Origin of the sequence: Methylocystis iwaonis, from assembly GCF_027925385.1 — a bacterium.
GTDB lineage: Bacteria > Pseudomonadota > Alphaproteobacteria > Rhizobiales > Beijerinckiaceae > Methylocystis > Methylocystis iwaonis.
In genome coordinates, this window is sequence record NZ_AP027142.1 from 2,760,724 (window position 1) to 2,786,154 (window position 25,431).

General features: G+C 63.4%; 24 protein-coding genes. 11 read left to right on the forward strand and 13 right to left on the reverse strand.

Annotated elements, in window-relative coordinates; genetic code table 11:
- Nucleotides 1–19: 19 nt before the first annotated feature.
- The 3 genes from QMG84_RS13310 to QMG84_RS13320 all read right to left on the reverse strand — a co-directional run bounded on the left by QMG84_RS13310 (nt 20) and on the right by QMG84_RS13320 (nt 6,391).
- Nucleotides 20–3,769 (reverse strand): AAA family ATPase, encoded by a 3,750-nt coding sequence (locus QMG84_RS13310; RefSeq protein ID WP_281928459.1) that lies wholly within the window; start codon nt 3,767–3,769, stop codon nt 20–22.
- Entirely contained in the window at nt 3,769–4,986 is a 1,218-nt protein-coding gene (locus QMG84_RS13315; protein WP_434085990.1) for a metallophosphoesterase family protein, read from the reverse strand. Before QMG84_RS13315 ends, QMG84_RS13310 begins: the two co-directional genes overlap by 1 nt.
- An 88-nt stretch (nt 4,987–5,074) precedes the next feature.
- The gene (locus tag QMG84_RS13320) at nt 5,075–6,391 is read right to left on the reverse strand and encodes an exopolysaccharide biosynthesis polyprenyl glycosylphosphotransferase (protein WP_281928461.1); all 1,317 of its coding nucleotides are present in this window, start codon (nt 6,389–6,391) and stop codon (nt 5,075–5,077) included.
- A 559-nt stretch (nt 6,392–6,950) separates the two neighbouring features.
- Here QMG84_RS13320 and QMG84_RS13325 point away from each other — a divergent pair.
- Together QMG84_RS13325 and QMG84_RS13330 are read left to right on the forward strand one after the other, a co-directional pair.
- Nucleotides 6,951–7,469, forward strand: a complete 519-nt coding sequence (locus tag QMG84_RS13325) for an HNH endonuclease (RefSeq protein WP_202073742.1) — start codon at nt 6,951–6,953, stop codon at nt 7,467–7,469.
- 186 nt (nt 7,470–7,655) lie between these two features.
- Nucleotides 7,656–8,153, forward strand: coding sequence for a hypothetical protein (locus QMG84_RS13330; RefSeq protein ID WP_281928462.1), 498 nt, complete (start codon nt 7,656–7,658; stop codon nt 8,151–8,153).
- A 23-nt stretch (nt 8,154–8,176) separates the two neighbouring features.
- Here QMG84_RS13330 and QMG84_RS13335 read toward each other — a convergent pair whose 3' ends face one another.
- Complete coding sequence (locus tag QMG84_RS13335) at nt 8,177–8,788, reverse strand: hypothetical protein (protein WP_281928463.1); 612 nt, start codon at nt 8,786–8,788, stop codon at nt 8,177–8,179.
- Between the two features lie 131 nt (nt 8,789–8,919).
- On the opposite strand from QMG84_RS13335, the gene QMG84_RS13340 reads away from it, so the two are divergent.
- Nucleotides 8,920–10,176, forward strand: a complete 1,257-nt coding sequence (locus QMG84_RS13340) for a hypothetical protein (RefSeq protein WP_281928464.1) — start codon at nt 8,920–8,922, stop codon at nt 10,174–10,176.
- Between the two features lie 258 nt (nt 10,177–10,434).
- Here QMG84_RS13340 and QMG84_RS13345 read toward each other — a convergent pair whose 3' ends face one another.
- From QMG84_RS13345 to hemN, 5 genes are all read right to left on the reverse strand, one after another.
- Nucleotides 10,435–10,725, reverse strand: a complete 291-nt coding sequence (locus tag QMG84_RS13345) for a hypothetical protein (protein WP_281928465.1) — start codon at nt 10,723–10,725, stop codon at nt 10,435–10,437.
- A 9-nt stretch (nt 10,726–10,734) separates the two neighbouring features.
- A complete protein-coding gene (locus QMG84_RS13350; protein WP_281928466.1) occupies nt 10,735–12,621 on the reverse strand; it encodes a patatin-like phospholipase family protein in 1,887 nt (628 codons plus the stop codon).
- Nucleotides 12,622–12,862: 241 nt separating this feature from the next.
- Nucleotides 12,863–13,960 carry an ATP-dependent DNA helicase gene (locus QMG84_RS13355; RefSeq protein ID WP_281928468.1) on the reverse strand — a complete coding sequence of 366 codons (1,098 nt, stop codon included), beginning with the start codon at nt 13,958–13,960 and terminating at the stop codon, nt 12,863–12,865.
- Nucleotides 13,961–14,254: 294 nt separating this feature from the next.
- Entirely contained in the window at nt 14,255–14,644 is a 390-nt protein-coding gene (locus QMG84_RS13360; protein WP_281928470.1) for a hypothetical protein, read from the reverse strand.
- Nucleotides 14,645–14,688: 44 nt separating this feature from the next.
- On the reverse strand, nt 14,689–16,035 hold the full coding sequence (hemN, locus tag QMG84_RS13365; RefSeq protein WP_281928472.1) for an oxygen-independent coproporphyrinogen III oxidase: 1,347 nt from the start codon (nt 16,033–16,035) through the stop codon (nt 14,689–14,691).
- Between the two features lie 241 nt (nt 16,036–16,276).
- On the opposite strand from hemN, the gene QMG84_RS13370 reads away from it, so the two are divergent.
- Complete coding sequence (locus QMG84_RS13370; RefSeq protein WP_281928474.1) at nt 16,277–16,645, forward strand: hypothetical protein; 369 nt, start codon at nt 16,277–16,279, stop codon at nt 16,643–16,645.
- Between the two features lie 145 nt (nt 16,646–16,790).
- Here QMG84_RS13370 and QMG84_RS13375 read toward each other — a convergent pair whose 3' ends face one another.
- Nucleotides 16,791–17,144: a hypothetical protein gene (locus tag QMG84_RS13375; RefSeq protein WP_281928476.1), complete on the reverse strand. Its 354-nt coding sequence runs from the start codon at nt 17,142–17,144 to the stop codon at nt 16,791–16,793.
- A gap of 168 nt (nt 17,145–17,312) precedes the next feature.
- Here QMG84_RS13375 and QMG84_RS13380 point away from each other — a divergent pair, with 168 nt between their 5' ends.
- From QMG84_RS13380 to QMG84_RS13405, 6 genes are all read left to right on the forward strand, one after another.
- On the forward strand, nt 17,313–17,966 hold the full coding sequence (locus QMG84_RS13380) for a response regulator (protein ID WP_281928478.1): 654 nt from the start codon (nt 17,313–17,315) through the stop codon (nt 17,964–17,966).
- Nucleotides 17,967–18,375: 409 nt separating this feature from the next.
- The gene (locus QMG84_RS13385; protein ID WP_281928480.1) at nt 18,376–19,098 is read left to right on the forward strand and encodes a class I SAM-dependent methyltransferase; all 723 of its coding nucleotides are present in this window, start codon (nt 18,376–18,378) and stop codon (nt 19,096–19,098) included.
- A 242-nt stretch (nt 19,099–19,340) separates the two neighbouring features.
- The gene (locus QMG84_RS13390; protein WP_281928482.1) at nt 19,341–19,937 is read left to right on the forward strand and encodes a LysE family translocator; all 597 of its coding nucleotides are present in this window, start codon (nt 19,341–19,343) and stop codon (nt 19,935–19,937) included.
- Nucleotides 19,938–20,094: 157 nt separating this feature from the next.
- Nucleotides 20,095–20,559, forward strand: a complete 465-nt coding sequence (locus tag QMG84_RS13395) for a GNAT family N-acetyltransferase (protein WP_281928484.1) — start codon at nt 20,095–20,097, stop codon at nt 20,557–20,559.
- Between the two features lie 58 nt (nt 20,560–20,617).
- Complete coding sequence (locus QMG84_RS13400; protein WP_281928485.1) at nt 20,618–21,208, forward strand: alpha/beta hydrolase; 591 nt, start codon at nt 20,618–20,620, stop codon at nt 21,206–21,208.
- Between the two features lie 156 nt (nt 21,209–21,364).
- On the forward strand, nt 21,365–22,171 hold the full coding sequence (locus tag QMG84_RS13405; protein ID WP_281928487.1) for a hypothetical protein: 807 nt from the start codon (nt 21,365–21,367) through the stop codon (nt 22,169–22,171).
- A 91-nt stretch (nt 22,172–22,262) separates the two neighbouring features.
- On the opposite strand, the gene QMG84_RS13410 is transcribed toward QMG84_RS13405, so the two are convergent.
- From QMG84_RS13410 to QMG84_RS13420, 3 genes are read right to left on the reverse strand one after another with little or no spacing between them, the layout of a single operon-like run.
- Nucleotides 22,263–22,760 (reverse strand): Rab family GTPase, encoded by a 498-nt coding sequence (locus QMG84_RS13410; protein WP_281928489.1) that lies wholly within the window; start codon nt 22,758–22,760, stop codon nt 22,263–22,265.
- Nucleotides 22,757–24,355: an OmpA family protein gene (locus QMG84_RS13415; RefSeq protein ID WP_281928491.1), complete on the reverse strand. Its 1,599-nt coding sequence runs from the start codon at nt 24,353–24,355 to the stop codon at nt 22,757–22,759. Before QMG84_RS13415 ends, QMG84_RS13410 begins: the two co-directional genes overlap by 4 nt.
- Nucleotides 24,356–24,359: 4 nt before the next feature.
- Nucleotides 24,360–24,686: a hypothetical protein gene (locus QMG84_RS13420; protein ID WP_202073605.1), complete on the reverse strand. Its 327-nt coding sequence runs from the start codon at nt 24,684–24,686 to the stop codon at nt 24,360–24,362.
- Between the two features lie 235 nt (nt 24,687–24,921).
- On the opposite strand from QMG84_RS13420, the gene QMG84_RS13425 reads away from it, so the two are divergent.
- On the forward strand, nt 24,922–25,389 hold the full coding sequence (locus QMG84_RS13425; RefSeq protein WP_281928493.1) for an integration host factor subunit alpha: 468 nt from the start codon (nt 24,922–24,924) through the stop codon (nt 25,387–25,389).
- Nucleotides 25,390–25,431: the final 42 nt, after the last annotated feature.

A 25,431-nucleotide genomic window follows, 5' to 3' on the forward strand; every position in this document is an offset into this window, starting at 1 on the left:
GGTCGGTCCGCGAATAGCTTTACGCAAAGCCCGGCGCGCGCAGCCGAACCGCGCTGACGCCGCCGCCGCGCCGCTCGACGCAGATTTTCGTCGCGATTCGCGCCTGCATCGATTCGACGTGGCTGATGACGCCGACCTTGCGCCCCTGCCCTTGCAGATTTTCGAGCGCGTCGATCGCGACGTCGAGCGTCGCCGCATCGAGCGCGCCGAAGCCTTCGTCGATGAATAGCGTATCGACGAAGGAATCCCGGCCCTCCAATCCCGCGAGCGCGAGCGCCAGGGCGAGCGACGCAAGGAAGCGTTCGCCGCCGGACAGCGAGCGCGTCGAGCGCCGCTCGTCGCCAAGATCGCGATCGACGATCTGAAGCCCGAGCGATCCAATCTCGCCGGCGCGCTCCAGCCGATAGCGCGGCGAGAGCAAGGACAGGCGACGATTGGCGAGCGCGACGAGCTGTTCGAGCGTCACGCTCTGCGCGAAGCGGCGGAATTTGTCGCCTTCCTTCGAGCCGATCGCGGCGTTGATCTCGTCCCAAATCCTGCGATTGGTCTGCGCCGCCGCGATCTCTTCCGACAGGCTGCGCGCGCGGCTGCGCGCCTCATCGTCGCGCGCAAGTCGCTCCTGCAAGGCGCCTAGCCGCGCAGAAAGGGCGTCGAGCGCCTGCGCCAATTCCGCCTGGCGTGCGGCGAGAGTGTCGCGGGCCACGTCGATCGGCGCAACGGCCTCGGCTTCGGCAAGATCGCGGCGCCGTTGCGCGAGAGTCGCTTCCACTGCGTGGAGCGCCGATTGCGCGTTTTCGACGACGAGCCGCATCGCCGCCGTCTCCTCGCGCGAGAACGCAAGAAGCCGTGTGGCGTCCTCTTCGGCAAGCCCCGCCGCTGCGAGCGCTTCGCCAAAAGCCGCGCGCGCCGCCACCGAAGCGGTTTGCGCCGCCGAGACGTCGCGCGCGGCGCCGGCGTTGCGTTCATCGCTCGCGGCTTTCGCCTTATCGGCCGCCGACAGCGCCTCGCGCATCGCCTCATGCGTTCCGCGCGTGGTCTTGTGCTGTTCCTCGAAACGCGCGCGGTGGGCTGCGGTGGCTTCGCCGCCGAGCAGCGCGCCGCGCTCCTGCTGCGATTTGGCGAGGTCTGCGGCGCGCGCAAGATGCTCCGCCACCGCAGCCTTCGCCTGATCGGCGAGCGAACGCGTCTCCGCCTCGAAGGCTGCGATTTGCGGCCTCAGCTCGATAAGCCGCGCGGCGGCGCTATCATGCGCCTCCTTGGCCTTCCGATAATGCGCGCCGGCCTCTTCGAGCCTTTTACGCGCGCCGGCGGCGTCGCGGTCGAGATCGGCGGTAGAGAGATTGCAAAGCGTAAGAAAGGGCGCAAGCGACCCGTCGTGCAACCGGATGCCCTCCATGGCGCGCGCAAGTTCTTCTTTGTGCCCTGCCTGCGCCTCGCCCGCCCGCCGCGCGAGCGCCTCAGCTTCGTCGCGCGTCTCCTTGCGCCCCTCGATCGCGTGGCGCTTATCGTCCGACGCCTTGCGCAGGCGCTCGATCTCCAACGAGAGTTTCTGCGCCGTCTCCTGTATCTTCGTCAGCGCCGCGCGCTGCGCGCGGAGTTCTTCGAGCAAAGCGGCAATATTTGCTCCGGCCCCCGCTATCTCCTGCGGGGCGCCGCAGTCGGGGTTTTGCGTCAACAGCGCCGCATAGTCGCGCGTGGCGGCTTCCAACACTGCTTTCGCGGCGCGGAGACGCCGCGCCGCCTCTTCATGCATGGCGCGCGTCGCCGCCTCTTGAGCAGACGTTTCCGAAATGGCCTTGTTGGTCCGCGCCAGCGCCTGACGCGCCGCCTCGCGCTTGGCGCGCAGAGCATCGACGAGCGCCCGCGCGGCGTTTTCGGCATGTGCGAAAGGATGGTCCTTGGCCCCGCAGACTGGGCAAGGCGCGTCGTCGTCCAGAGCGGCGCGCAGCCTCAGCGCATGTGGATCGGCGGCGGCGTCGGCCAATTCGCCAAGGCGCTCGGCCTCAGCGGTCTGAGCGGCCTCGACATCGCGCGCGGCTTGCAAATTCTCCAACTGCTCGACAAGCGCGCCATGCGCCGCGCCGAGCCCGGCGATGTCCGCCGCCGCACTTTCAGCGCTCGCCTCGGCGTCGGCGTAATCGCGCGCGCAACGCGCCATGGACAGCAAAGCCTCTTGCGCGGCGGACAACGCCTCGGCCCGCCTTTGCGCAGCCGGGGCATCGAGGGCCTGAAGCGCTGCCTCTCTTTCGCGCGTCTGCTCCAGCACTGCGTCGAGCTGCGTGCGATCTGCTTTGTCGGCGGCGTCATAGGCCGCGCGCATCTCGCCGGCGCGGCCCAGCTCTTTGGCAGCCTCTTGCAGCGCGCGCTCTGTTTCGCTTTTTTCTTTCCACAGAAGCGTGCGCTTGGAGAGCCATTCGTCGATCTCTTCCCACCGCTCGCTCAACGGCCGCGCCGCTTCGAGCGTTTCCAACCGACCCTGCGACGCCGCGCTTTCAGCCGCCGCCGCTTCTTCTTCCGCTAGCGCCTTGGCGAGCGCCTCCTGCTTACCGGCGAGGCGCAGCGCTGCGGCAGCTTCCACTTCACGCGCCTTGTCGGCTTCACGCCGCTGCGCCTCGATGCGCGCGTCGAGCGCGCTCGCCTCCCGCCACAGCGGCTCGAATTGCTCGATCTCGCGCTGCGCGGCGCCTAACGCCTCCGCCGCCACGCGTTCTTGCGTCCTCGCCGCCTCCACGGCGGCCTGCGCCGCCTCGGCCTGTTGTTGCGCGAGCAACGCCGAAGCCTGTTTTTCGGCCAGTAACTCTTCGGCTTTGCGAAATTCCTCGCGCGGCGCGCGCAAGGGCTCGGCGTTAGCGAGGTCCGTGAGCATTTGTCGTTGATGCGAGAGCGCCGCCAGCGCCTCGCTCGCAGCGGCGCACGTGGTTTCCGCCTCAGTGAGCTTCTGCTGCGCTTGCGCGCGCGCGTCGATCCGGCGCAAGGCGTCGAGCATCTCATTCTGCTCGGCGGCGAGCATCGAGCGCCGCGACCCGATCTCTTCGCTCTCGGCAATGATCGCCGCGCGCTCCTCCTCCGGCATGGCGCCGATGAGCGCGCGCTGCTGCTCCAACGCCTTCACGGCGCGCGCGGCCTCGTCCCAGCGCTCATAGGCGCGTCTCGACAGATGGCCGTAGACTTCCGCGCCCGTGATTTTTTCGAGAAGATCGGCGCGCTCTTTGGCGTCGGCGCGCAGAAAGGCGTCGAAATCGCCTTGCGCCAAAAGCGCCGTGCGGCGGAACTGATCGAAAGTCAGATCAGTCAATTCGACGACGCGGCGGTTGACCGGCTCGACGCCGGATTCCAGCGTCTCGATCTTCTCCCCACTCTCATCGATGCGCCAGAGACTGCGGCCACGGTTTTGCAGCCTCCCGGCGACCTTGCCGCGCGCGCGCATGAGATCGCAACGGGCGCGGTAGCGCTTGCCGTCGCGCGCGACGAAATCAGCCTCCGCGAAACCACGCCCCGCCCCGCGTCGCAACAGCGTGCGGGGATCATTTTCCTTGATAGTCGCCCCAGAGGGGTCCGGCATTTCGTCTCGTGCGCCGGGCGCTACGACGCGAGGAAACTCGTCGTAAAGCGCCAGACACAGCGCATCGAGTATGGTCGACTTGCCCGCGCCCGTTTCGCCAATGATGGCGAAAAGCCCGGCCGAGCGTAAAGGCTCGCTCTCGAACTCGATGGCGAAGGGTTCTGCTAGGCTCGCAAGATTTTCGCCCCGGATCGCGAGGATGCGCATTACGCTTCCTCCGCGAGCCGGTCGAAGCAGCGCAAATGTTCCTCTGTCGGCGCGACGTGATGCGTCGCTTCGAAAGCCTCGCGGAAGAGATCGCGCGGCTGGCGTTCGGCAAGCCGCATTGGCGCCGGCTGAGGCGCTTCGCTCATTTGCGGCCGCTCGACGGCGAGCGAGACGAGGCGCACCGGAAACTTCTCGCAGATCGCGTCGATCTCGGCCTTCAATCCCACGGCGGGGCCGTCGACCGTCACAGCGAGATAAACGAAAGGCCGGGCGTCGTCGGGCGTTTCTGGGGCGAGCGCCAGAGAGGAAAGCGCGCTCTCGATCTCCGAGACCGCCAGCGCGCCCTGCCGCGGCAGGCGCAGATGCGGGACGCTGCGGGTGAAGGCCACATGCTCGGCGGTCGCCGCGCCGACAGCGTCGATCTCCACGATCGTTACGCCATGCGCATAGTCGATTTCCGACTTCGACATCGGAATCAGCGCGCCGGAATAGCGGATCGTCTCGCGGCCCACCTTCTGCGGCTTATGGAGATGGCCCAGCGCCACATAAGCGGCGTCGGCAGGAAAGATGTCGGGCGGCGCCGCATGCTCGCCGCCCACCAGAATGCGCCGCTCGCCCTCGGATTCGAGCCCGCCGGCGACATGGAGATGGCCGGTGAGGACCAGCGGCGCATCGCCGATTTTTGCCCGAGCGGCGTCGACGGCCTCCCGATAAAGCGCCCGCACGCCCCAGACGGTAGCAGAGCCCGCCACATCCGCCCCCGCGATCGGCAGGTCGGCGGCGCGCGGATAGGGCAGCGCCAATAGATGCGCGCCGACCGCGCCGGATGAGTCCCGGATCGGCATAAGATGCGTGGAAAGGTCGAGCGCGCCCTCTCGCCGCGTGATGACGCCCACCGAATGCACCCCGGCGATCTCGAACAAGGCGCGGGGCGCCTCCAGCCTGCCGGCGGGGTCGTGATTGCCGGCAAGAAGCGCGATGGTCGCGCGCGGACAGGCGGCGCGCAGGTCGCGCAGCGTGTCGTAAAGCAGCCGCTGCGCCTCGGCGGACGGGTTGAGACTGTCGAAAATATCGCCCGCGACGATCACCGCATCGACGGCGCGGGCGCGCGCCGTCTCGACGAGCTGCGCCAGCGCGGCGCGATGCTCGGGCTCTCGCGACCAGCCTTGCAGAGCGGCGCCTAGGTGCCAGTCGGCGGTATGTAGGAGTCGAATCACAGCGGCGACAGTAAGCAGCAAGCGGCGGACCCGAGGCAAGCGATACGCAACTTGCCTGCCCGGGTCCGCCGCCCGGCCCCCCAACTCGTCAAACCGCGTTGCGATACGCCTTGCGCGAAAAGACGGTGAGGAACACGATCCAGAGATCGAGCGGCAGCGACCAATTGTCGATGTAATAAAGGTCGTGCTCGATTCTCTGTCGAATCTTCTCCGGCGAATCGATTTCGCCGCGCAGGCCGTTGACCTGCGCCCAGCCGGTCATGCCCGGTTTGACGTTGTGACGGCGCGCATAGAGCGCGATCCGCCGCTCGAAGAGCTGATCATGCGCCAGCGCGTGCGGGCGCGGCCCGACGAGCGACATCTCGCCGCGCAGCACATTGAAGAGCTGCGGCAGCTCGTCGATGTTGTATCGGCGCAAAATGCGCCCCACGCGGGTCACGCGCGGATCATTCGCCGTGGCCTGTTTGACGTGGCGCCCATCGTCCATGGTCGTCATGGTGCGGAGTTTCACGATGCGGAACGTCTGACGATTGAAGCCGTAACGACGCTGATAGAAGAGCGCCGGCCCGCGGCTGTCGAGCCGGATCGCCAGCGCGCAGAGCAACAGCAACGGCGACAGCGCCACGAGCGCAAGCGCCGAGACCACAATGTCGAAGGCGCGCTTCGCCGCCACCTCGAAGAGATTGAGCGGATCGCCCGAGAGGCTCAGGCTCGAGATCGCGCCGACCTTGTCGATATGGGCGTTGGCGAAGCGGTCGAGCACACGCTCCGGCCCGAGATGGATGCGGGCGGGCACGCGCAGGAAGGCCGTCACGCATTTGTCGATGACATCGGTGCGCGACCAGGGCGAGAGGATGAAGACGTCGTCGGGCCGCAGCATACGCGCCGAGGCCGCCGCAAGCGTGAGGTCGTCGTCGAGCGTATGCTCGGTCTCGCGCAGCACGACTGAAGCGACGACGGTCATGCCGCAGGTCCAGGGCTTGTAGCGATAGGTGAAGGCCTCGATGTCTTTCTCGAAACCGACGAGAAAGAGGCGCCGCGCCGATACGCCGCCCGCGGCCGCGCTGGAGCGGACGAAACGGGTGAGCGTCGCCCGCTCGGCGAAAAGCGCCACAAACCCCAGGGTCGAGGTCAGCACGAAGGCGGCCCGCGACGTCTCTCCAGTGACGTTGGACAGAAATCCGATCGCGAGCGCGAGGAGGCTGACGACGCTCCACAGGCTGAAACAGCGCCAGGCGTGGCCGCGAAGCTGGAGGTAGTTGGCGAAAGAATATTCCTCCCGGACGACGCTCCCGAGAAGGAAAATCATCGTCGCAACGAGGCCCAGTTCGAGATTGCCGATCGTGAGCGCCCCATAGGCGAATTGGACCACGACCGAGGTCAGGACGAGCGCCAGAAAATCCAAAGATGCGGCGAGGAGCGAGAACGACGCCCGGACGAAGGCCGTGCTTTGGCGAGGCGCCCAATAAGCTGCGACGCGATTCGTCCCCGCGAGAAGCCGCGGCCTCGCCTTTGGGGACCGCGTTTCAAACTGAGACGGCCTTTTGGAAAAATCAGCCTGCTGAGACAATTGATCGGCCCTGGATCGGCTCGCCTGCCCCAAAATGGAACAAGAGCGATGCTATAGCCGAATCGGAGCAAGTAATGAGCCCTGTCTGGCGCCACCCTCTGCTCGCCAGCTAATCGGGCATTGCAAAACACTGCCTCAAGCTGGAATTAACTATTCAAAATACCTATCGTTTTGCTAGATTTCTACTTCATGAACCCGCCGGACAAGCCGCGCAAATCGGCTGCACAAGGCGCCTTCACAAGCCCGTCATCCTCCCTGTAACATATAGAGAGTCGCAAAAGGCCGGTGTGGACCTTGGCGCGGTCCTTCGGGCCCTTCTCGAAACCGAGAGGCTGGCAAGGTGACCGCTCACTTCAGACACCAATATGTCTCGCCGCAAGCTTGTCCCGCGCTGGTGCTCAACGCGGACTATCGCCCGCTGAGCTACTATCCGCTTTCGCTATGGGGCTGGCAGGACGCCATCAAGGCCGTCGTCCTCGATCGGGTCAATATCGTCTCGGAATATGACAAGACGGTCAAAAGCCCGAGCTTCGAGATGCGCCTGCCCTCTGTGGTCTCGCTCAAGGAATATGTGCGGCCGGCCCGTCAGCCGGCCTTCACGCGGTTCAACGTCTTCCTGCGCGACCGCTTCACCTGCCAATATTGCGGGGCGCATGACGAATTGACCTTCGACCATGTGATCCCGCGCTCCAAGGGGGGCGCGACCACCTGGGAGAATGTCGTCGCAGCCTGCTCGCCCTGCAATCTGCGCAAGGGCGACCGGCTGCCGCTCGACGCGCATATGACGCCGGCGCAGACGCCCTATCAGCCATCGGTCGTCGACCTGCATCGCAACGGCCGCCGCTTCCCGCCTAACTATCTCCATGACAGTTGGATGGATTATCTCTACTGGGATTCGGTGCTCGAGCCGTAAGGCTATTTCCGTTTGAACAGCTCGCGTTGGGGAATGTCATTCCCGGCGGGCTGAAAGCCCGACCGGGAATCCAGAGCCAAAATATCGCTGGTTTGGCTCTGGATTCCCGATCGCGCAAGCGAGCGTCGGGAATGACACCGGCCCAATCAAGCGGATATCGTGTAAGGCCGGCGCCAGAGAGTTGCTATGCGCTTGATCGTCATTGTTTTCGGCTTCGTCATCGCTGTTGGCGTCGGCGCGGTCTTTCTCTTCGTTTCGGCTTTCTTCGATCCCGTGACGCGGGAAGCAGGCCTCTCCTCCGTCCTCGCGGGGATTTTCGCGATCCTGGACGAGGCGATCGAACCGGAGCAGGCCGTCGCGACGCTGGGCTTTGTGATATGGGCCGCCATCGTCGCGGTCTGCGCCGCGCCGCTCGCCGTGGCGGCTCTTGTCGGAGAAGCGGCCGGCGCGCGCTCCATCGTCTGGTATTCGGGCGTCAGCGGCGTCCTCGCGGGCGCCTCGCCCTGGATTGCGCGCGCGTCGAAAGGGCTGGAGCGCGCCCATAAGGTCAGCGAGGCGGAGGCGCGGCTCGCGCTTTTGTTCTTCCTCACCGGCGCGCTGACCGGCGCGATCTATTGGCTGATCGCCGCGCCCGCCCGCAAGGCGGCGGCGCCGCAGACGGCGAGCGACGGGCGCGGAATTTAGAGCGAGCTCCTCACTTGACCGAATCAGGTCGGGCGGAAAGCGCGCGAAGCGCGGTCGCGTTGCTTCTTTTCTTCCGTGTAGCGCCAATAGAGAAAAGCTGCGCCAAAGATAAACACTGCCGACAGCATCGCCGTCGCATAGAACTGCAGCGGGCCGCCCACGTTGATGGCGAAACGCGTCGTGCGCTTCGTTCCGGAGTTTTCCGTTACGGTGATCAAGGCGGCGTAAGCGCCGCTCTCGTCGAACATATGCTCCATCGGCACGGCGCCGCCCGGATAGAGGCGCGGCGGAAGATAAGCCACGGTGAAAGGCGCCGGATCTTCCTCCAGGGAAATCGGTCCGTTTTTCTCGCGCACGATGCGCACCTCGATCGGCAATTGGCGCAGGCGCTCGGCGATGAGGTCGATCGTGAGAATGATTCGGCCCGTCGAGGGGAAATCGCCGCAGAAGCGATCACGCGAACGATCGGGCATATAGGAGACGACGCCGATAAGGTCAGGGCCTATCGAGATTTCGCATTGGTCGCGAATGGTCGAGGCCTTGTCCATGCTGATCGCGTTTGCGCAAACCGGCGCGAAAAATGCGACGACGAAGGCGACGCCAAAGAGACGCGCCAATGAGATGAGCGATGACATATCTTCCTCTTCCGATCAGGCTCGGCCGGCCGCGTCGCGATCGCCGACAAGCACGCTGGAATCCCTTGTTTTTCTCGCATTTGCAAGGGGTCAGGATTGACGCCCCCGGCAGGAAGTGCTCTTAACCGCCCATGGCTGATTACTATTCGTTGATCTCCCGCGCCATTGCCGCCCTACCCCAGCAGACGCCCGACGCGCGACAGGCTGTCTATGATCGGGCGCGCAAGGCGTTGTTCAATCAATTGAGAAGCATTCAGCCGCCGGTTGCGGAAGCGGACATTTCCGCCGAAGGCCGCGCGCTCGAAGAAGCCGTTGCGCGCCTCGAACAGGAAATCGCCGCCAAGAACGCGACGCCAGCGCCGGCGAAGCCATCCGCTACGAAACCAGCGCCGACCACCGCCGCCCCCGCGAAGCCGGAACCGCCGAAGCCGCAGCCCGCGCCGACGCGCCAGCGCGCGCCCGAACCGCCGAAGCCCGCAGCGCCGCCGGAGCCGCCGCCGGCCGAGCGCAGCGTCGAAGAGGCTTGGTCCGACGCGCTCCCCGCCGCCGAGTCGGAAGCCCCGCCGCGCGAAGCGCAGCGTCCCGCCGCGCCGCTGCCTCTGCCGCCGCGCGCGCAACGTCCGACGCAGCGCATATGGGCGCTTGCAGGCGTGCTGGTGGCGCTGATCGCCGTCGTCGGCGGCCTCGCATGGTATCTGCGCGAACGGCCGGAAGATCTCGCAAAGCTGCAGCCGGCCGAGACATCGCCTTCCGACGCGGCGGAAGCCGGCAAATTCGGCGGCCGCGTCGATGGCGGCGCATCCGCCCCGGCGCCGTCATCTGGAAAGCGCACGGTCGTTGTGCCGGTGGCGCAGAAGGCGGAATTGTGGGTCGCGACCTTGCAGGCGCCCGATAAGGTCGACCGGATTTATAACGCCACGGTGGTCTGGCGTTTGGAGAATGTCGGCGGCGGCCCCGGAGAGCCGGTGAGTTCGGCGATCCGCGGCGATGTGGATATTCCCGACGGCAAGATGAAGCTGACGCTGCTGATTCAAAAGAACAACGACTCGGCGCTTTCGGCCTCCCACACGATCAACGTGTCTTTCAAGCCGGCGCCGGGGAGCCCGCTCGGCGGCGTGAAGGCGATCGGCCCGATTCAGATGCGCCGCGCCGACGCGCAGGCCGGCGAAAAGGTCTTCGGCATTCCAGTGCCGATCACCGAGAACAACTTCCTCATCGGCCTGATGCGCGGCGACCATGAAGCGCGCAACATCCAGCTCCTGCGTTCCTTCGCGGTGATCGATCTGCCGTTGCAGTTCACCGACGGGCGGCCGGCGACGATCAATATGGAAAAGGGCCCCTCCGGAGACCGCATCTTCGCCGATGCGATCGACTCCTGGACGAAATAAGCGCCTCAGACGAAATCTCGCCCGTTCGGTTGCCTGTCATTCCCGACGCTCGCAAAGCGAGCGATCGGAATTACCGTCGTCATTGCGAGGAGGCGGAGCCGACGAAGCAATCCAATGCCGCATCGCCGGCCTGGATTGCTTCGCTTCGCTCGCAATGACGGGCTCTGAGCAAAACCAGCGCTCTTATGGCTCCGGGGTTCCCAGTCGGGCTTTCAGCCCGCCGGGAATGACAAAATCCGCAGTTCAAGCGGGTTCGCATCAGACGAAGACGAGCCGATACACGAAGGAATTCGCGCCCTTCCGGCTTACCCAGTCGCATTCCGGCGGCGTCGCGCCCTGGCGATTTATCGCGACGTCCCAGGGCCGCCCCATCAACGCCTGCTCTTCTGCGTCCCAAACGATCCAACCGAAATCCGAATCGCGTAGAATCCAGATGTCCTTGTCGGCGCGCTTGAAGCGCGGCAGCCCGTCCTCGGCCACTGGCGCCGGGAGAAAGCGATAGACGGCGCCGTCGGAAAGACGGCGCATTTCGATCGCGCGCTCGGCCATGGTTTTCCTCTATTCCTGCGCGGCTGCCTCCAGTTGCTCTGGACGGCGGTCGGCCTCCGGCGCTGCTTCGCGGTCCGACGGCGGCGGCAATTGGCCGGCCTGAAGGAAGATCTTGTTGTAGATGGAGAGGTTCAAGAACGCGACTGCCGCGCCGATAAGTCCGGGCGCGTAAAACAGGGCGGTGAGCATGGGGTTGTCGGCGCGCCGGTATTTGCGAATGAAGTCGAACAGTTTCAGCAATTTTGGCGCATTGTCCAAAGCCTTGACGATGGCGTAGCCCGCGGCGCCGATAAGCGCCGCTGGCAATAGGTAGTACAATATATTTTCGACGAATAGTTTGTAGAGTTCTGCAACGAGATCGACGCGCGCCCACAAGAAGAAAAGGACTGGCGCAAGCAGAAGGAGCGTGACGCCCCAAGTCCGCGCGGGATCGGCGTAGAAGGGTTTGAAGAACAAGTATTTCCCTATCAGCAGATGCGAAAGCAGCTTTTGCTTGTCGGTCTTGACCATCCCCCGGATGGCCAGGAAACGCCACGGTTGCCGAGGCGCGCCGCCGGGAGACGGCGCGCCGAGCCCCGCGTTACCTTGGTTATGCTGGAGAAAATAGTCGGCGAGACAGTAGCCGTCGTACATCAGCGTATAGGCTTCGATGTCCGAAAAGGCGTCGAGATCGGTTCTGATATTGGAAAGGGCGTAGATATGCCCATCGTTGAGACCGTTGCACTGGTCGACCGGCCCGGGCAGCGACGGATAGGCCGCATTTCCGGGGAAGTCGTCGCGCAGGTGGAAAAAGACGAAGCTCCCATCGCCGGGGCAATTGCGGAGATTGTCGTAGCACTCGGCGCGCACGCGCGTGGCCAATATGTCGTTCGAGCGCGTGGCGACCGGCAACAGTTGAATGTCCGGCGTACGGTTCCCGTCCAACTGCCCGGAGGCGTCGCTGCAAATGATCAGGTCGCATTTTTCAGAAAGCAGCGCCTCGACGCCCTGATTGTCGTAAACGCCGCCGTCGACCAGCTCGACCACAATCTCTTCGCCATTCGCTCCCTTCGGATAGAGATCGTGGATTGCGAGCGGCGTAAATATCGCCGGCACGCAGGCCGAAGCGGCGACAGCCTCGGAAAGGCCGATCTGCGCCAGCTTCTTTTGCTGCTCCGGCGTCAAACTGGGGTCCGAATAACTGATCCTTGGCAAGGGCTTGATCGTGCCGATCGGATTTGCCGAGGGGACCTCGCCCAGATCCGTCGCGGTGAAAACCCATCGGCCGCCGGTATTCAGCGACGTCGCGTTGAGGTTGAGGATGGGAATCTTGAAATCCGATGTCGAATTATACTCCCGCACATTGAAGCCGGGCTGCATCCAGGCTGGCGTGATCAGCAAATCCGACAGCGGAATTTTCTCGCCAGGGTTCTTCGCGAATCTGCTGTAAAAGCACTGTTCATATACTTCGGCGATGCGGTCGCTTCTCGAATAATCATCCGAGAAAATCATCCTGGCGTTGGCGACGGGGTCGAGCAGCGCCTTTATTCTGACATTGGTCTGAACCGCCGCCAGAAATTCGCTTTCGATCTCGCCGACGAGGTCCACATAGTCCTGCGACGACGGCAAAATGGGTTCGCCATTCGGGCCGAGCGGCCTTTCCTCGAGCAGCTTCTTAAGCTTGAGATAATAGAATGCGCCGATGATCGAGCCGCCCGAAACGGTGGAGAGCACATCGACGCGCCGCAGCAAGTCGAGCTCGGCCAATCGCGCCAGGACGCCGATATGGAAGAGCGAGGCGCGGAAACCGCCGCCGGACAAGGCGAGTCCCAATTTCTGGCCGGGCGCAAGGCTCCATACGGTTGGGATATAGGCGCCGACACTCGGGACAATGGCTAGAATCCGCGCAGCAGTCATAAAAACCTCCATCACTGAAATATGAGACGGAAGATTAACGCTCGCGCGCGCGTTTTGACAACGGGTCTGCCTTTCTTATCGCGCCGAAAGCGAAGGCGCGGGCGTTATGCCATTGCGCTTGTCATTCCCGACGGGCCGAAGGCCCGATCGGGACTCCAGAGCCAAAATAGCCAGCTTTGCTCTGGATTCCCGATCGCTCGCTCCGCGAGCGTAGGGAATGACGGCGCTCTGGCTTCCTGCTTTACATCACCAACGTCAGCTTGTGCGCGGCGCGCGTGACGCCCGTATAGAGCCAGCGGGCGCGATGTTCGCGGAAGGCGAAAGACTCGTCGAAGAGGGTCACATTGTCCCATTGCGAGCCCTGTGACTTGTGCACGGTCAGCGCATAGCCGAAATCGAACTCGTCCGAATCCTTGCGCATCGCGTAAGGAATTTCGCCCTCGCCGCCGTCGAAGAACTGCGGAATGACGGCGACGCGCTGGAATTTGCCCGTCTCGCCCTCCTCCGGCATGACGAGCATCCGTATTTTCCCGCGCCGCAGCGCGCCCGCGCTTTTCACCGTGAAGAGGGCGCCGTTGAGCAGGCCCTTCTTGCGGTTGTTGCGCAGGCAGACGAGCTTTTCGCCCGATTGCGGAAACTGCCCGGTGAAGCCGCGCAATTCGCGCAGCCGCCCGTTATAGGCGCGCCGCGTCTTGTTCATGCCCACCAGCACCTGATCGGCGCCGGTGACGAGCGCTGGATCGAGCCCTTCGCGCGAGACGACGCGCGTCTCGCCAAAGACGCCGCGCGTCGGCGTGCCGCCTTCGCGAATCGTCATCGACAGGCGGATGATGGGATTGTCGGAGGCTTGGCGATGCACCTCCGTCAGCATCACATCGGGCTCTGCCTCCGTGAAAAAGCCCCCGCCCTTCACCGGTGGCAATTGCGCCGGATCGCCGAGAACCAGCACCTTCTTGCCGAAGGAAAGCAGATCGCGCCCGAGCTCCTCGTCGACCATCGAGCATTCGTCGATGACGATAAGCTTTGCGCGCGCGGCGTCGCTTTCGTCGTTCAACACAAAGGACGGCTCCTCGGTTTCGGAATCGGTCGCGCGATAGATGAGGCTGTGAATCGTGCGGGCGTCCTTGCAACCCTTGGAGCGCATCACCAGCGCGGCCTTGCCGGTGAAGGCGGCGAAGGCGACGTCGCCGTCGACATGTTCGGCAAGGTGAAGCGCGAGCGTCGATTTGCCCGTGCCGGCGTAGCCGAACAGGCGGAACACCTGCGGGCCGCGCGGCGTCGCGAGCCATTTCGCGACGCTGTTCAGCGCATTCTCCTGTTCGGGCGTCCAGACGGGCATGGGTTCTTACGGCTAGAATCGGGGACGTGCACGATGCCGGAGACGGCTCCGCCTCACAAGCCGGTCCGCGCGCGCATCAGAGCTCCGAATTCGGGTTAACGAGCAAACGTGTTCCCGCGTCATGGCCGCGCTTGTCGCGGCCATCCACGCCGCGCCGACGCAGAAAAGCTGAGAGCATAAGCTGAACAACGCCGCTTCTCCTCCCCGCGTGTCGCAATGTCTTGGCGTGGATGCCCGCGACAAGCGCGGGCATGACGCTGGTGCGTAACCTGGATTCCGAGCCTGGCGTGCGCATCACGCAGCAAGGCCGCCGAGGAGCAGCACGGCTCCGAGAAGTGCCGAAACAAGCGCGTAAACGGGCAGCTTCTCCTTGAACTGCATCCAGTCGACCGATCTGCGCAAAAAGCCGGTTGGCAGGAACATCGTCGCAAGCCCGCTGAAGAGGCCGATCCAGCCAAGCGCCGAGACCAGCGCCTCCAGCCATCCGCCCCAGCGGTTATGGGCCGAGATGACAGCCAGGCCGAAGACGAGGCGGAGCACGCCGATCATCGATTCGAAGACGGGATCGTGGGAGATGCGCTCGATCAGCCCCACCGCGGCTTCGCGGCGGAAGTAAAGCCACGCTGCCGCAAACAGCGCATAGGCGCCGATGAATTTGGCGAAAAAGGCCGTCAGCGGCGTCATGCGCCTCTCCAGACAGCCCCCTGCCCGGCACTGCTTTTCGTAGATTAGACGGCCGCGGAATGACGCGCCGCGCCGGCCTCCAGATAGGCGTCGAAAGCCGCAGCGGCAAGGCGCACAAACGGCCGCCCACGCTCGGTGACGCTCACGCGCCGGTCGCGCAGCGCCACCACGCCATCGCGCTCCAGCCCGCTCAAGGATAGGCGCGCCTGGTCGAAGGCGTCGACCGCGAAGCCATGCTCCAGTGCGATGGCGCCGAAATCGACGGCAAAGTCGCACATCAGCCGCTCGATGATCTCGCTGCGCGCCAAATCGTCGACGGAAAAGGCGAGGCCGCGCGTGACCGGGAATCGATCCGCCTCCACAGCGCGCCGCCAGCCCGCAAGATCCGTGGCGTTGCCGACGAAGCCCTGCGGCAGACGGCCGATCGAGGAAACGCCGAAGGGCAGCAGAGCGGTTGCGCTGTCGATCGTATAGCCCTGGAAGTTGCGGCGCATGCGCCCCTGCCGCGCTGCGACGGCCAGCGGATCGTTTGGGCGCGCGAAGTGATCGAGGCCGATCGCCTCATAGCCCGCGCGCTCCAACGCCCGACGCACCGCCGCCGCCTGCGCGAGGCGTTCGGCTGCGCCGGGCAGCGCGGCGGCGTCGATAAGCTTCTGGTTCGCCTTGAACCAGGGCACATGCGCATAGCCGAAAACCGCAAGGCGCTGCGGATCGAGCGAAGCCGCCATGGAGGCCGTGCGCTCGACGTCCGCGACGCTCTGCAGCGGCAGGCCATACATCAGATCGAGATTGATCGCGCTGACGCCCACGCCGCGCATCATGGCGACGGCGCGCTCCACGATCTCGAAGGGCTGCACCCGGCCGGCCGCTTCCTGAACATGGGCGTTCAGATCCTGCACGCCGAAGGAGACGCGGTTGACGCCCGCCCGCGCCAGCGCCTCTGCCATTTCAGGCTCGAGGAGGCGCGGGTCGAGCTCGATCGCATGTTCCGTCTCGTGGGTGACGTCGAAGAGGTCGCGCAGGCGCTCGATAATCTCGCCAAAGCGCGCGGGCCCCAAAATGCCCGGCGTGCCGCCGCCCCAATGGATGCTCGCCACGCTGCGCGCGCTTGTCGCGCGGGCGGTCATCTCGACCTCGCGCAGCAGTGTTTCCTTATAGGCGGTGAGCGGCGCCTCCTGCCGAACCGCCTTGGTGTGGCAGCCGCAATAGGCGCAGATCTCCCGGCAAAACGGCACATGGAAGTAAAGCGACAGCGTCGCGTGCGGATCGAGGGCGCCGAGCCAGTCGCGCATCTCGACGTCGCCGATCTCCTTTACGAAATGCGGCGCGGTCGGATAGCTCGTGTAGCGAGGCGCGGAGCGTTCGGCGAGCGCGAGTGCGGCCGGGTCCATGAGGCGGGGAACTCCTGGGGGACGAAATTCTCGTAATTTTATCCCGATCGACCGCGCTGCGCAAAAGCCCCCGCCTGCTACAGATTACCGCGCCTCATCTAAGTTGGCGGAATCTGAGCAGGACGTGCGTTGGCGCATGATTGCTCAGCCGAATTGCTGCGAAAACGGCCGCAGACGCCTTGGCCCGGGCGCGTGAAAAGGGCAGACTGCACGCGATTCACCCACTCTGGAGCATGCGTCGATGTCGACCTCTTCCCCGCGCGCGGATAAGCTGCGGCGCCTCGGCCTGGCCGCGGCCCTGTTCGCCGCTTTGCCGCTCGCCAACGCCGTCGCCGCCGGCGACACGGCAGGCCGCTACGGCATTCTGCGTGACGATAAGGACACCGGCTGCATGCTGACCTTGATGGGCGGCGGCAGAGCGCAACTGGCCCCCGCCTGCCGCGACAATGGCATTGTGGTTTTCGACCCCGTGCGGTGGTCGCTCGACCGTGGCCGCCTCGTGCTCGTCGCGCGCAAGGGCCACAAGGCCCATTTCGAACGCGACAGCGCCAGCATCTGGCGGCGCGATCCGGCCGAGGGCAAATCCTCGCTCGCCTTCAAGCCGATCTGAAAAAAGGAAGCCTCCCGGATCGCTCCGGGAGGCTCTTTGTCCGCCGCCGCGCGAGAGGGGTGCGGGGGTGGGCGGCGGAAACTCGGAAAGCACGCGGGACGCAACAAAACCCGGGGAGGACGGGTCGGAGGAGATTAAGAGAGCGCTAATCGCAGACCTGGGCCCTGCGATAGCCGACGACATTGCCCCAGCCGTCCACGACCGGGCGATCGACGGGGTAACAGTCGCCGCCATAATAGCCGCCGTAGCCGGTCCCATATTGGGGCTGACTCATCGCGCCGGCGGCGACGCCGAGCGCCAGACCGCCGATCGCGGCGGCGGCGGCCGCGCCGCCATTGTCCCAACCGCCATGATGATGTCGCCAGCCGCCATGATGCCCCCAGCCGTAGCCGCCATGCCAGCCCCAGCCATCGGCGGCGGCGGCGGGCGAGGCGGCGCCCGCGCCGAGCAATCCGGCCAAAACAGTGAGAGCGATTGTCTTTCTGACATTCAGGCGCATCGGAGGCTCCCTTGGATCGAGGCTTTCCCTCGGCCTCATGAAGCGACTATCGCGCCGCGCGCCTGAACCGAAGGTGTCCACGCCGTTCAGCTTCCAGTCAGCTTTTTGCGCATAGCCCTGGTTGCGCTTATTATATTGCCAAACTCGTGGTAGGCGGGGAGAGGCCGATTGACCGCCGGAAAGCAGATACGCCTGATGATCGCCGAGGATCAGAGCGTGATCCGTAAGGCGCTGGCGGCGCTCCTGGCGCTCGAGGAGGATATTGCGGTCGTCGCCACGGCCGCGGACGGCGCGCAGGCGGTCAGCGCCGCCCTCGCCTATGCGCCCGACGTCATCCTGATGGACCTCAAAATGCCGCGCATGGACGGCATCGCCGCGACGCGCGCCATTTTGGCGAAATCGCCGTCGATCCGCGTCATCATGCTCACGACCTTCGACGCCGACGAGCTTGTCTTCGAGGCGGTGTCGGCCGGCGCGCAAGGCTATTTGCTGAAGGACGCCGAAGAGGCCGAAATCCTCTCCGCCATCCGCGCGGCGGCGCGCGGCGAGCCGCGCCTGTCGCCCAGCGTCGCAGCAAAGATTCTCACCGAGTTTCGCCGCGTCAGAACGCCGAGCAAATTATCGTTCGAAGACGAGGAGCCGCTCACCGAACGCGAGAAGGACGTCCTCAACCACGTCGCCGCCGGCAAGGGCAATCGCGAAATCGCGCGCGATATGGGCCTCGCGGAAGGCACGGTGAAGAACCACGTCTCGACCATTCTCGCCAAGCTGCATTTGCGTAGCCGGACAGAGCTGGCGATACGGGCGCTGTCGGAAAGGTAGCTGCTAATATTTCGCTAAGCGGGTCTAAGGGAATCACACATTTCGGGGACCGTCATGGCCGGGCTTGTCCCGGCCACCCACGCCGGCGGGCACAGACCAACAGGACGCGTTATCGCTAGGGATGAAGTTCAGCGCGGGCTTTGCGATGCTCCCTGTCCTGCTAGCCGACGCAAATGTTCCATGATCGACCTATGCCCAGCGTTAGCCGCCGTTGCGCGGCGTGGGTGGTCGGGACAAGCCCGGCCATGACGAGGGCCGCGACATGAATGTATGCATGCGTTACGCTGAGCAGGAATGCTAGGAAAGATGCGCGATGGGCCAGTGGCAAACATCGTCGCCCGGCTGCGCCATTCGCGGTTTTGCTTATCCTTGCAGTTTTAAATCATAAATTCGTCTAATGGAGCGCCTTATGAGCAACGGCTGGGAAGAATCGGCGAGCGCGTGGATCGCGGCGCAAGGTGAACGCGGCGATTTTGGACGCGAGCATGTGCTCGATCCTGTGATCATGGAGCGGGTATCCGGAAAGCTTTTCGAGCGCGCGCTCGACGTGGGGTGCGGCGAAGGACGCTTTTGCCGCGCGCTCAAATTAAAAGGTATCCATGTGGTGGGAATCGACCCCACCGAAGAATTGATTTCTCATGCGCGTCAGCGCGACCCTGATGGCGATTACCGCATCGGCGGAGCGGAGAGCCTGCCATTCGCCGCCGAAAGCTTCGACCTCGTCGTCAGTTATTTGACGCTACTCGACATAGATGACTTCCGCGCGGCGCTGGCGGAAATGACGCGTGTGCTAAAGCCCGGCGGGACTCTACTCATCGCCAATCTAAACAGCTTCATCACGTCGTGTTCGAGCGGCTGGATAACAGATCAGGACGGAAACTGTCTTTATTACCCGGTCGATCGCTACCTGGAGGAGTTCCCCGAGTGGGTCGAGTGGTCAGGCATTCGCGTCAAAAACTGGCATCGACCATTAGCCTCGTATATGAAAGAACTGCTTGCGCAGGGCCTTACGCTGACTTTCTTCGATGAACCGCAGCCGCAGTCGCGAGACGACCCTGAACGGGAGGCAAGATATCGCCGCGCGCCTTGGTTTCTCGTGATGGAATGGCGGCTTCCGCAAAACTCCCCTTAGGGTCTGGGGGGATCGGATGCACGAGCGCGGCGACTTACCGTGCAGGAGCTTGCCAATCTTACCTGATCCAGTGATTTTAATTGGGTAGCGCTTCGATACAGTTCGGCTTTCTGACATTCAGGCGCATCGGAAGCTCCTTGGATCGTGCTTTCCCTCGGCCTCATAAAGCCACTATCTTGCGGCGCGCTTGCATTTGCGCACCCGGACAGAGCGGGCGATACAGGCGCTATCGCAACGGTAATATGCAAATCAACATGGATATAACCGGTTTCACGGCTGCGATTTTACCAATCGCTTTGTCTCCCGGAGCCAGCTTTACGATGGCCATGAGCAACGCGGCGCGCTCCGGGTTGCGCGGAGTAGCGCCAGTAATAGCGGGGACGGCGACCGGCATCTACATCCACGCGACATTGGCAGGTTTGGGCGTCTCGAATCTCTTGGCCCGATCATCAGCGGCGATGTGGGCCCTCAAAATCGGCGGAACAATCTATTTGATGTGGTTGGGGCTCCGGATGATCGGAGAGGGGTTATCTGGAGTGACGCGCGAAGTGACCAGCCTCGACTCTGTAAAGATGACAAGCGCTATCACCGCCAATCTGCTAAACGTAAAGCCGCTCCTTCTTTATTTGACGGTTGTCCCTCTTTTTGCGGGCGTGAATTTGAGTTCCTATTTCCTCGCCGCTTCGATCCACGTCTCGATTATGGCGCTATTCCTGACGCTTTGCGGTGCGGCTTTCGCGACGGCCGCGAAAGCCGCGAGAAGCAGCGATGTGATGGCCGCTTTCAATATCATTGCGGGCATATTCTTGCTGACGCTCGCTGCGAAAGCGGCGTGGTAATCGAAGCGGCAGACTGCCTACGCGCGCAGGATCAGCGCCTGCGATGTCGATCTGTGGTATCTGTCAAAGTATGGAAAGCGACCCATTTCAACCATTGGAGACGACCCGACTCCTCCTACGCTGTGTCGACGCCGAAGATGCGGCAGCGACCGCCACGATGATGACGCCGGAAGTCAGCCGATGGGTGGCTTATTGGCCCGTCCCTTTTACCTATGCAATGGCTGTCGTGTGTATCGACGCCGCTTGTGAACGGGCGCGCCGGGGCGATGCACTTCCTTTCGCCGTGACCGAAAAAGCCAGCGGCGAGCTGACCGGGTGGGTGATGCTCCTCCGCGACGAAGACAACCGTCGGCGCGGCTCTCTTGGTTATTGGCTCGGCGAAAAGCATCACGGCAAGGGTTACATGAGGGAGCTTGCCCCGGCAGCATTGGCGGCAGGTTTCGACCTGCTCGACCTCGACGTGATCGAGGCGGCGGTTCAACCGGGAAATGCAGCGTCGATTGCCGTTCTGAGAGCTTGTGGAATGAAGCCAACTGGGGAGGGCATGGTCTACGCACCCGCCCGTGAGCGTTACGAGCTTTGCCACTTTTTCGAGATTCAGCGGCCTCACTCCCTGGCTTGAAGATCCGATATCCGTTTCAGTTCGCGGCAATCCCGGATTTTAACCGTCGGGTCGTGTAATGAAAGAAACAGAGCATACTTTAAAGAGCATCCACCTTGCGAATGAGCGGACGGTATGGGTGCGTGAGCCGGAGCATAGGGCCACGAACGTGACTGTGTTTCTGGATGCGGAGCTTTATCGAGACCGTGTCGGGGCGATATCGATCATCGACGCCCTCGATTCCAAGGGTGACATCGCTAGTTCACTTTTTGTCTTTGTCTCGATGGAAAGCGCCGCATCCAGATGGGTGGAGTGCCCCTGCTATTCTCCGTTCGCTCAGTTCATCGAAGAAGAGTTATTCCCGTGGCTGGAGAGCGTCTATCCTAGCGCACTCGAGGCCCAGGAGCGCGTGATCGCGGGTCTTAGCTATACCGGTTTGGCCGCAGCTTATGTCTCGATGGTGAACCCATCCCGATTCACAAAAGTGATCGCCCAGTCTGGCTCATTCTGGTCGAACGATTGTTGGATTATCGATTATTTTGAGAAACTGGATCCCAAGCCACAAGCCATCAACGATCGCAGAAAATCAGAAGCAGACAGTCCCTTCCGTCATGGACGGGCAGCCGGTCTGGCGGCCATGCGCGCCACCGTCGCCGCCTATTTGAACTAAGTTCTTGATTTACATGCTTTTAATTGAATAGCGCTCCGGTATAGTTCGCTTGCGACGTCGATTCGAAAGCTTCAAACCCCGCCCATCCTGTCTCGCGCTTGTTTCCCACGAGCGCGCAAAGCCGCCATAGCGCCCTGGCGTTTCCGAAGGTGTGATATGAGCAAAATCGTCCGGGTTCTCTCCAGAATCGTCTGCTGCTTCTCTGTAACGACATCCTCCCCCGTCTTTGCGGGACCGGATCAATTTATCGCCTCGCAGGTGAAGCCGCATTTTGCGGCTTATGCCGACTGCGCCAAGCAATATCTGAGACAGGCCGCCAAAAAAGAGCCTGCGGCGCTTTTCGAGCGCATCGAAAGCTCGCTGCGCCCGGCGTGCGGCAATCACATCGATCTGGCGCGCGACGCGCTTTTCCGTGGCGATTTTGGTCGGAGCGAAGCGAACGCGATCATTCGGTCCGCCTATGCGTCGATGCAGCCCGGGCTCCGTTCTTTGTTCGACCAGGCCGCCGCCTCCGAAAGGCAACGCCATCAAGTCGAAAAAGAGCAAGCCGCTCAAGCGCCACGCGGCGAAGAGGCGGCGAGCGTTGCGCAAGATCGGATCAAAGCGGTGGAGTTCGAACGCACGAAGCTTTTGAGCGAAGCGTCGAGCGCCTTCGATAATTGTCTGGTCTCGGAGTCGAAAAGCCTTGTGCCGTTATCGAATGAACCAGCCGAAACACTGGTGAAAGTCATCGAGATAAAATGCGGGGAGCCGGAAAAAAGAGTCGCGAGCCTCGGCGTCGCCTTCTATGGCGCGTCGAAAGATGATTACCAGAAAATGGTCAAGGAGCCGCTCGACGAAAGAAAGAAGCGGCTCGTCGCCGATATCGTGACGCTCAGAGCCGATCTCGCGAAGGAAGCGGCAAAGCAACAAAAGGACGTTCCGGAGGCGGCTGCGGGCTCCAAGCCAACCAACGGCAATTGATGCGCGATCCGTTGGATTGGTTCGGTCGCTCCCGACACTCGCGCAGCGCGCGATCACCAGCGTTTGTGGCTCTGGATTCCCGGTCGGGCTTTCACATCGCGCGCCGCCAGATCGCACGGCCGAGCGAGAGAAACATCTCCGCCACCCCCTGCCCCGTCTTGGCGCTCGTATAAACGACGTCGTGCCGCGACGGCGATCCGTCGCTTGCGAGTTCGGGGGCGAGGTCGATTTTATTGACGATCGCCGCCACCGGGCGGCCGGGAAATCTTTCTTCGAAATGCGAGGCGAGGCCCGCCATTTTCACGAGCGTCGCCGGCCGCGTCGCATCGGCGACGATGATCGCAGCCGAAGCGCCTGCAAGATAGACCGTCTCGAAAATGCGCAGGCCGAAATCCCCGTCCGTATCCCATAGGACAAAACGTAAGGTTTCATGGTTTGAGTCGGGGCCGAGGGCGACGTCATGCGTGAGCACATCGACGCCGATCGTCGTCTTGTAATCGCTCTCGAAGCGATCGAAGACGAAACGGCGCGCCAGCGACGATTTTCCGACGCCAATGTCCCCGAGCAGCATGACTTTCGCCGAGATCACTTCGCGAACTCCCCGGCGAAGGGCATTTCGAACGACACGCGGCGGCTATGCAGCTCCGCATTGGGATCGCCGATGGGATTATATGTCGAGCGCCAAACGAGCGCGAGACGGTTGCGCGCGACGCCGCGCTCGACGAGCATCGCGATGACCCTCTCGGCGCGCTTGCGCGAAACGAATCTATTTCGCCCCGTCGTACCCACCTCGTCGGCATAGCCGACGACGCGCACGCCCTCGCCGCTCGCTTTGAGAAGCGACGCCAGCTCGTCGAGGCCGGCCGCGGCGGCGGCGGGATCGAGAAACGTGTCGAGCTCTGTGAAGAAGACCGCGAAACTGTCCGTGAAACGCCGCAGCTTGGCGCGCGGCTCCTCCTGTTCGGCCTTGAGGCGCTGTAAGGCCGCATGCGCTTCGCCGAGCGCTTCACGCAGCGCCTCCATCTGCGCGACAGGCGCAACCGCGGTGACGTCGCTGGCGACGCGATAGGGTTCGGCCGCTTCGATGAGTTCCGCGGCGAGCGTCCGAGGTTCTGTTTCGTCAGCGGCGAGCCCGCGCAGAACGACGATTTCCGCTTGATGGTCGATCTCGAGACGGAGCGGATATTTGCCCAAGGCGGGATGGCCGGCCATCGCCACGACATAAGCCTCGCGGATGCGCCTTTCGCGCCATCCGTGCAGCATCGAATCCCAGGCGAGCCACGCGCCGAGAAACGCCAGCGCGGCGCTGAAAATCATCAGCGGCGCCTTGCTCCGCCTCGATTTCTCTGCGGCGAGCGCTTCATTCAACATATCGCCCAAAGCGGTGGACGTGCAGGAAGCCTCATCCGCCTCGTGCCGCTCGACGATCGACAGAAAGGTGTCGTCGAGACGGCGCTCCATTCGACGCGACAATTGGCCGCCGAATTCGCCCGCGACGATCACGCGTGGAGAGGCGCGCAAGAACACGATGCCCGAGCCGATGTCGAGCATGCGCAATTCGCCGCCTCGATAGGCGTAAACATTCGCAGCGAATTCGGTGATGGCGGCAATCAGCCCGCTTTGCAGATCGGCGTTGCCGCCCTCCTCGCCTTCCTCCGCGGGCCATATCGCGAGCAGGCGGCCGCTCCCCCGCTCGAGCAGCAGCGCGCGCTTCAAACGACCTGCCTCGGCTTCGGCGAGCGCGACTTCCGCCATCGAGCGGCCGGTCAGCAGAGCGCGCAGCCGCATACGCCACGAGTTCGCCGAAATGAGCGCTTCGATGCGCGCGTTGAGGCTCTCGACGAGGTCACGGAAAGCGCTGGCGACGGTCACCGTCACGAGACGGCCCATGATCGGGTACAAGGCCTCGATCATCATATCCTTGGAGCTGCGAATCTCGGCGCGGACGATCGAGACGACCGAAGGCGCCAGCGCGGCGGTAAGGTCACGCGGGCGTTTATGTTCCGCGCGCTTGAACGCCTCGACCATGACGTCGCCTGACGAAATGGCGAATTTCTCCTCGTCTCCGACGCGCGCGTCGATCCTGTCGAGACGTGCGTCTGTCTCGTCGAGGCGACGGACGGTCTCTCCAAGTAAAAGCGACTTTACTTTCTCGAAGGCCTCGATCCCACTTGGCGCCGACATCGCGTCAAGCCTTCCGCTTCTCGCTCATCGCCTTGATGATGTAACCCAATTCGACGATCGCGCCGCCGATCGCCTCTATCGTCTCCAGCCGGTTTTTCTCGGTTTCCTGAGACAGTTCGAGGATGCGGGAGTCGAGTTCTTCGAAGCGCGTCAGGAACTCTCTGCGCGTTTCTTCCAACTTGGCTTCCAGAATGTTGAATTGGCGCTCGGTCTCTCGCTTCGTGGCGCCGAAGAGCAGCTCGCGCATCTGCTCCATCGGATCGAACATCAATCCGATGGGGAGATTATCGGGAAGCTGCTGCGGTTTGTCGTCGTTAATGCCGTTATCCATTGTATTTCTTGAGACTCCCTGCACGCAACGCAAATAATTCGAGACTCCGGATGAGAGCCCTCTACAGCCATGTTTGTATCACGCAACTTGTAAAATGCGACATACCGTGACGAAAGTCATGGAGTCATGGTGACCAACAGCACTGTTGGGAGGCGCCGAAAGCGCTCTAATGCGCTCCAAGTCAATGTCGCTGCTTGTTTATGGACCTGTGGCGCAAGACGCTGGAGAAGGCGCCATGCTGATGTCGACAGCAGACGAACCCATCAAAACGCGGCTGAAAGCCGCGGCAAGCTCCTCCGAAGAGCGGGAAGAAAGCCAGCGCGGCGCGCTCACGCGACAAGACATCGCCCTGGCGATCTTCGAGCGCGTGAAGGGGATCTCGCGGCGCGAGGCAAAGCGCCTCACGGATTGCGTCATCGACGAGATGGTCTCGACGCTGGTTTCGGGCGAAACCCTCAAGCTGCACGACTTTGGCTCCTTCGTCGTGCGCGAGAAGCATAAGCGCTCGGGCCGCAATCCGCGCACGGGCGCGCCTGTGCCGATCGAAGCGCGCCGGGTCGTCATCTTCAAAGCCTCGCCGACGATCAAAGCCGCGATCAGCGGTTCGACGCCGCGCCAAGGCGCGAAGCCGTCGCGACGGCAGCCGCTGGCGCATAGCGCCGGCGACATGCCGTCCTGCGCGCCGACACTGGAAAAAGAGTGATCCATCCGATCGCATTGCCCCGCGACGGATGAGCGCCCGACC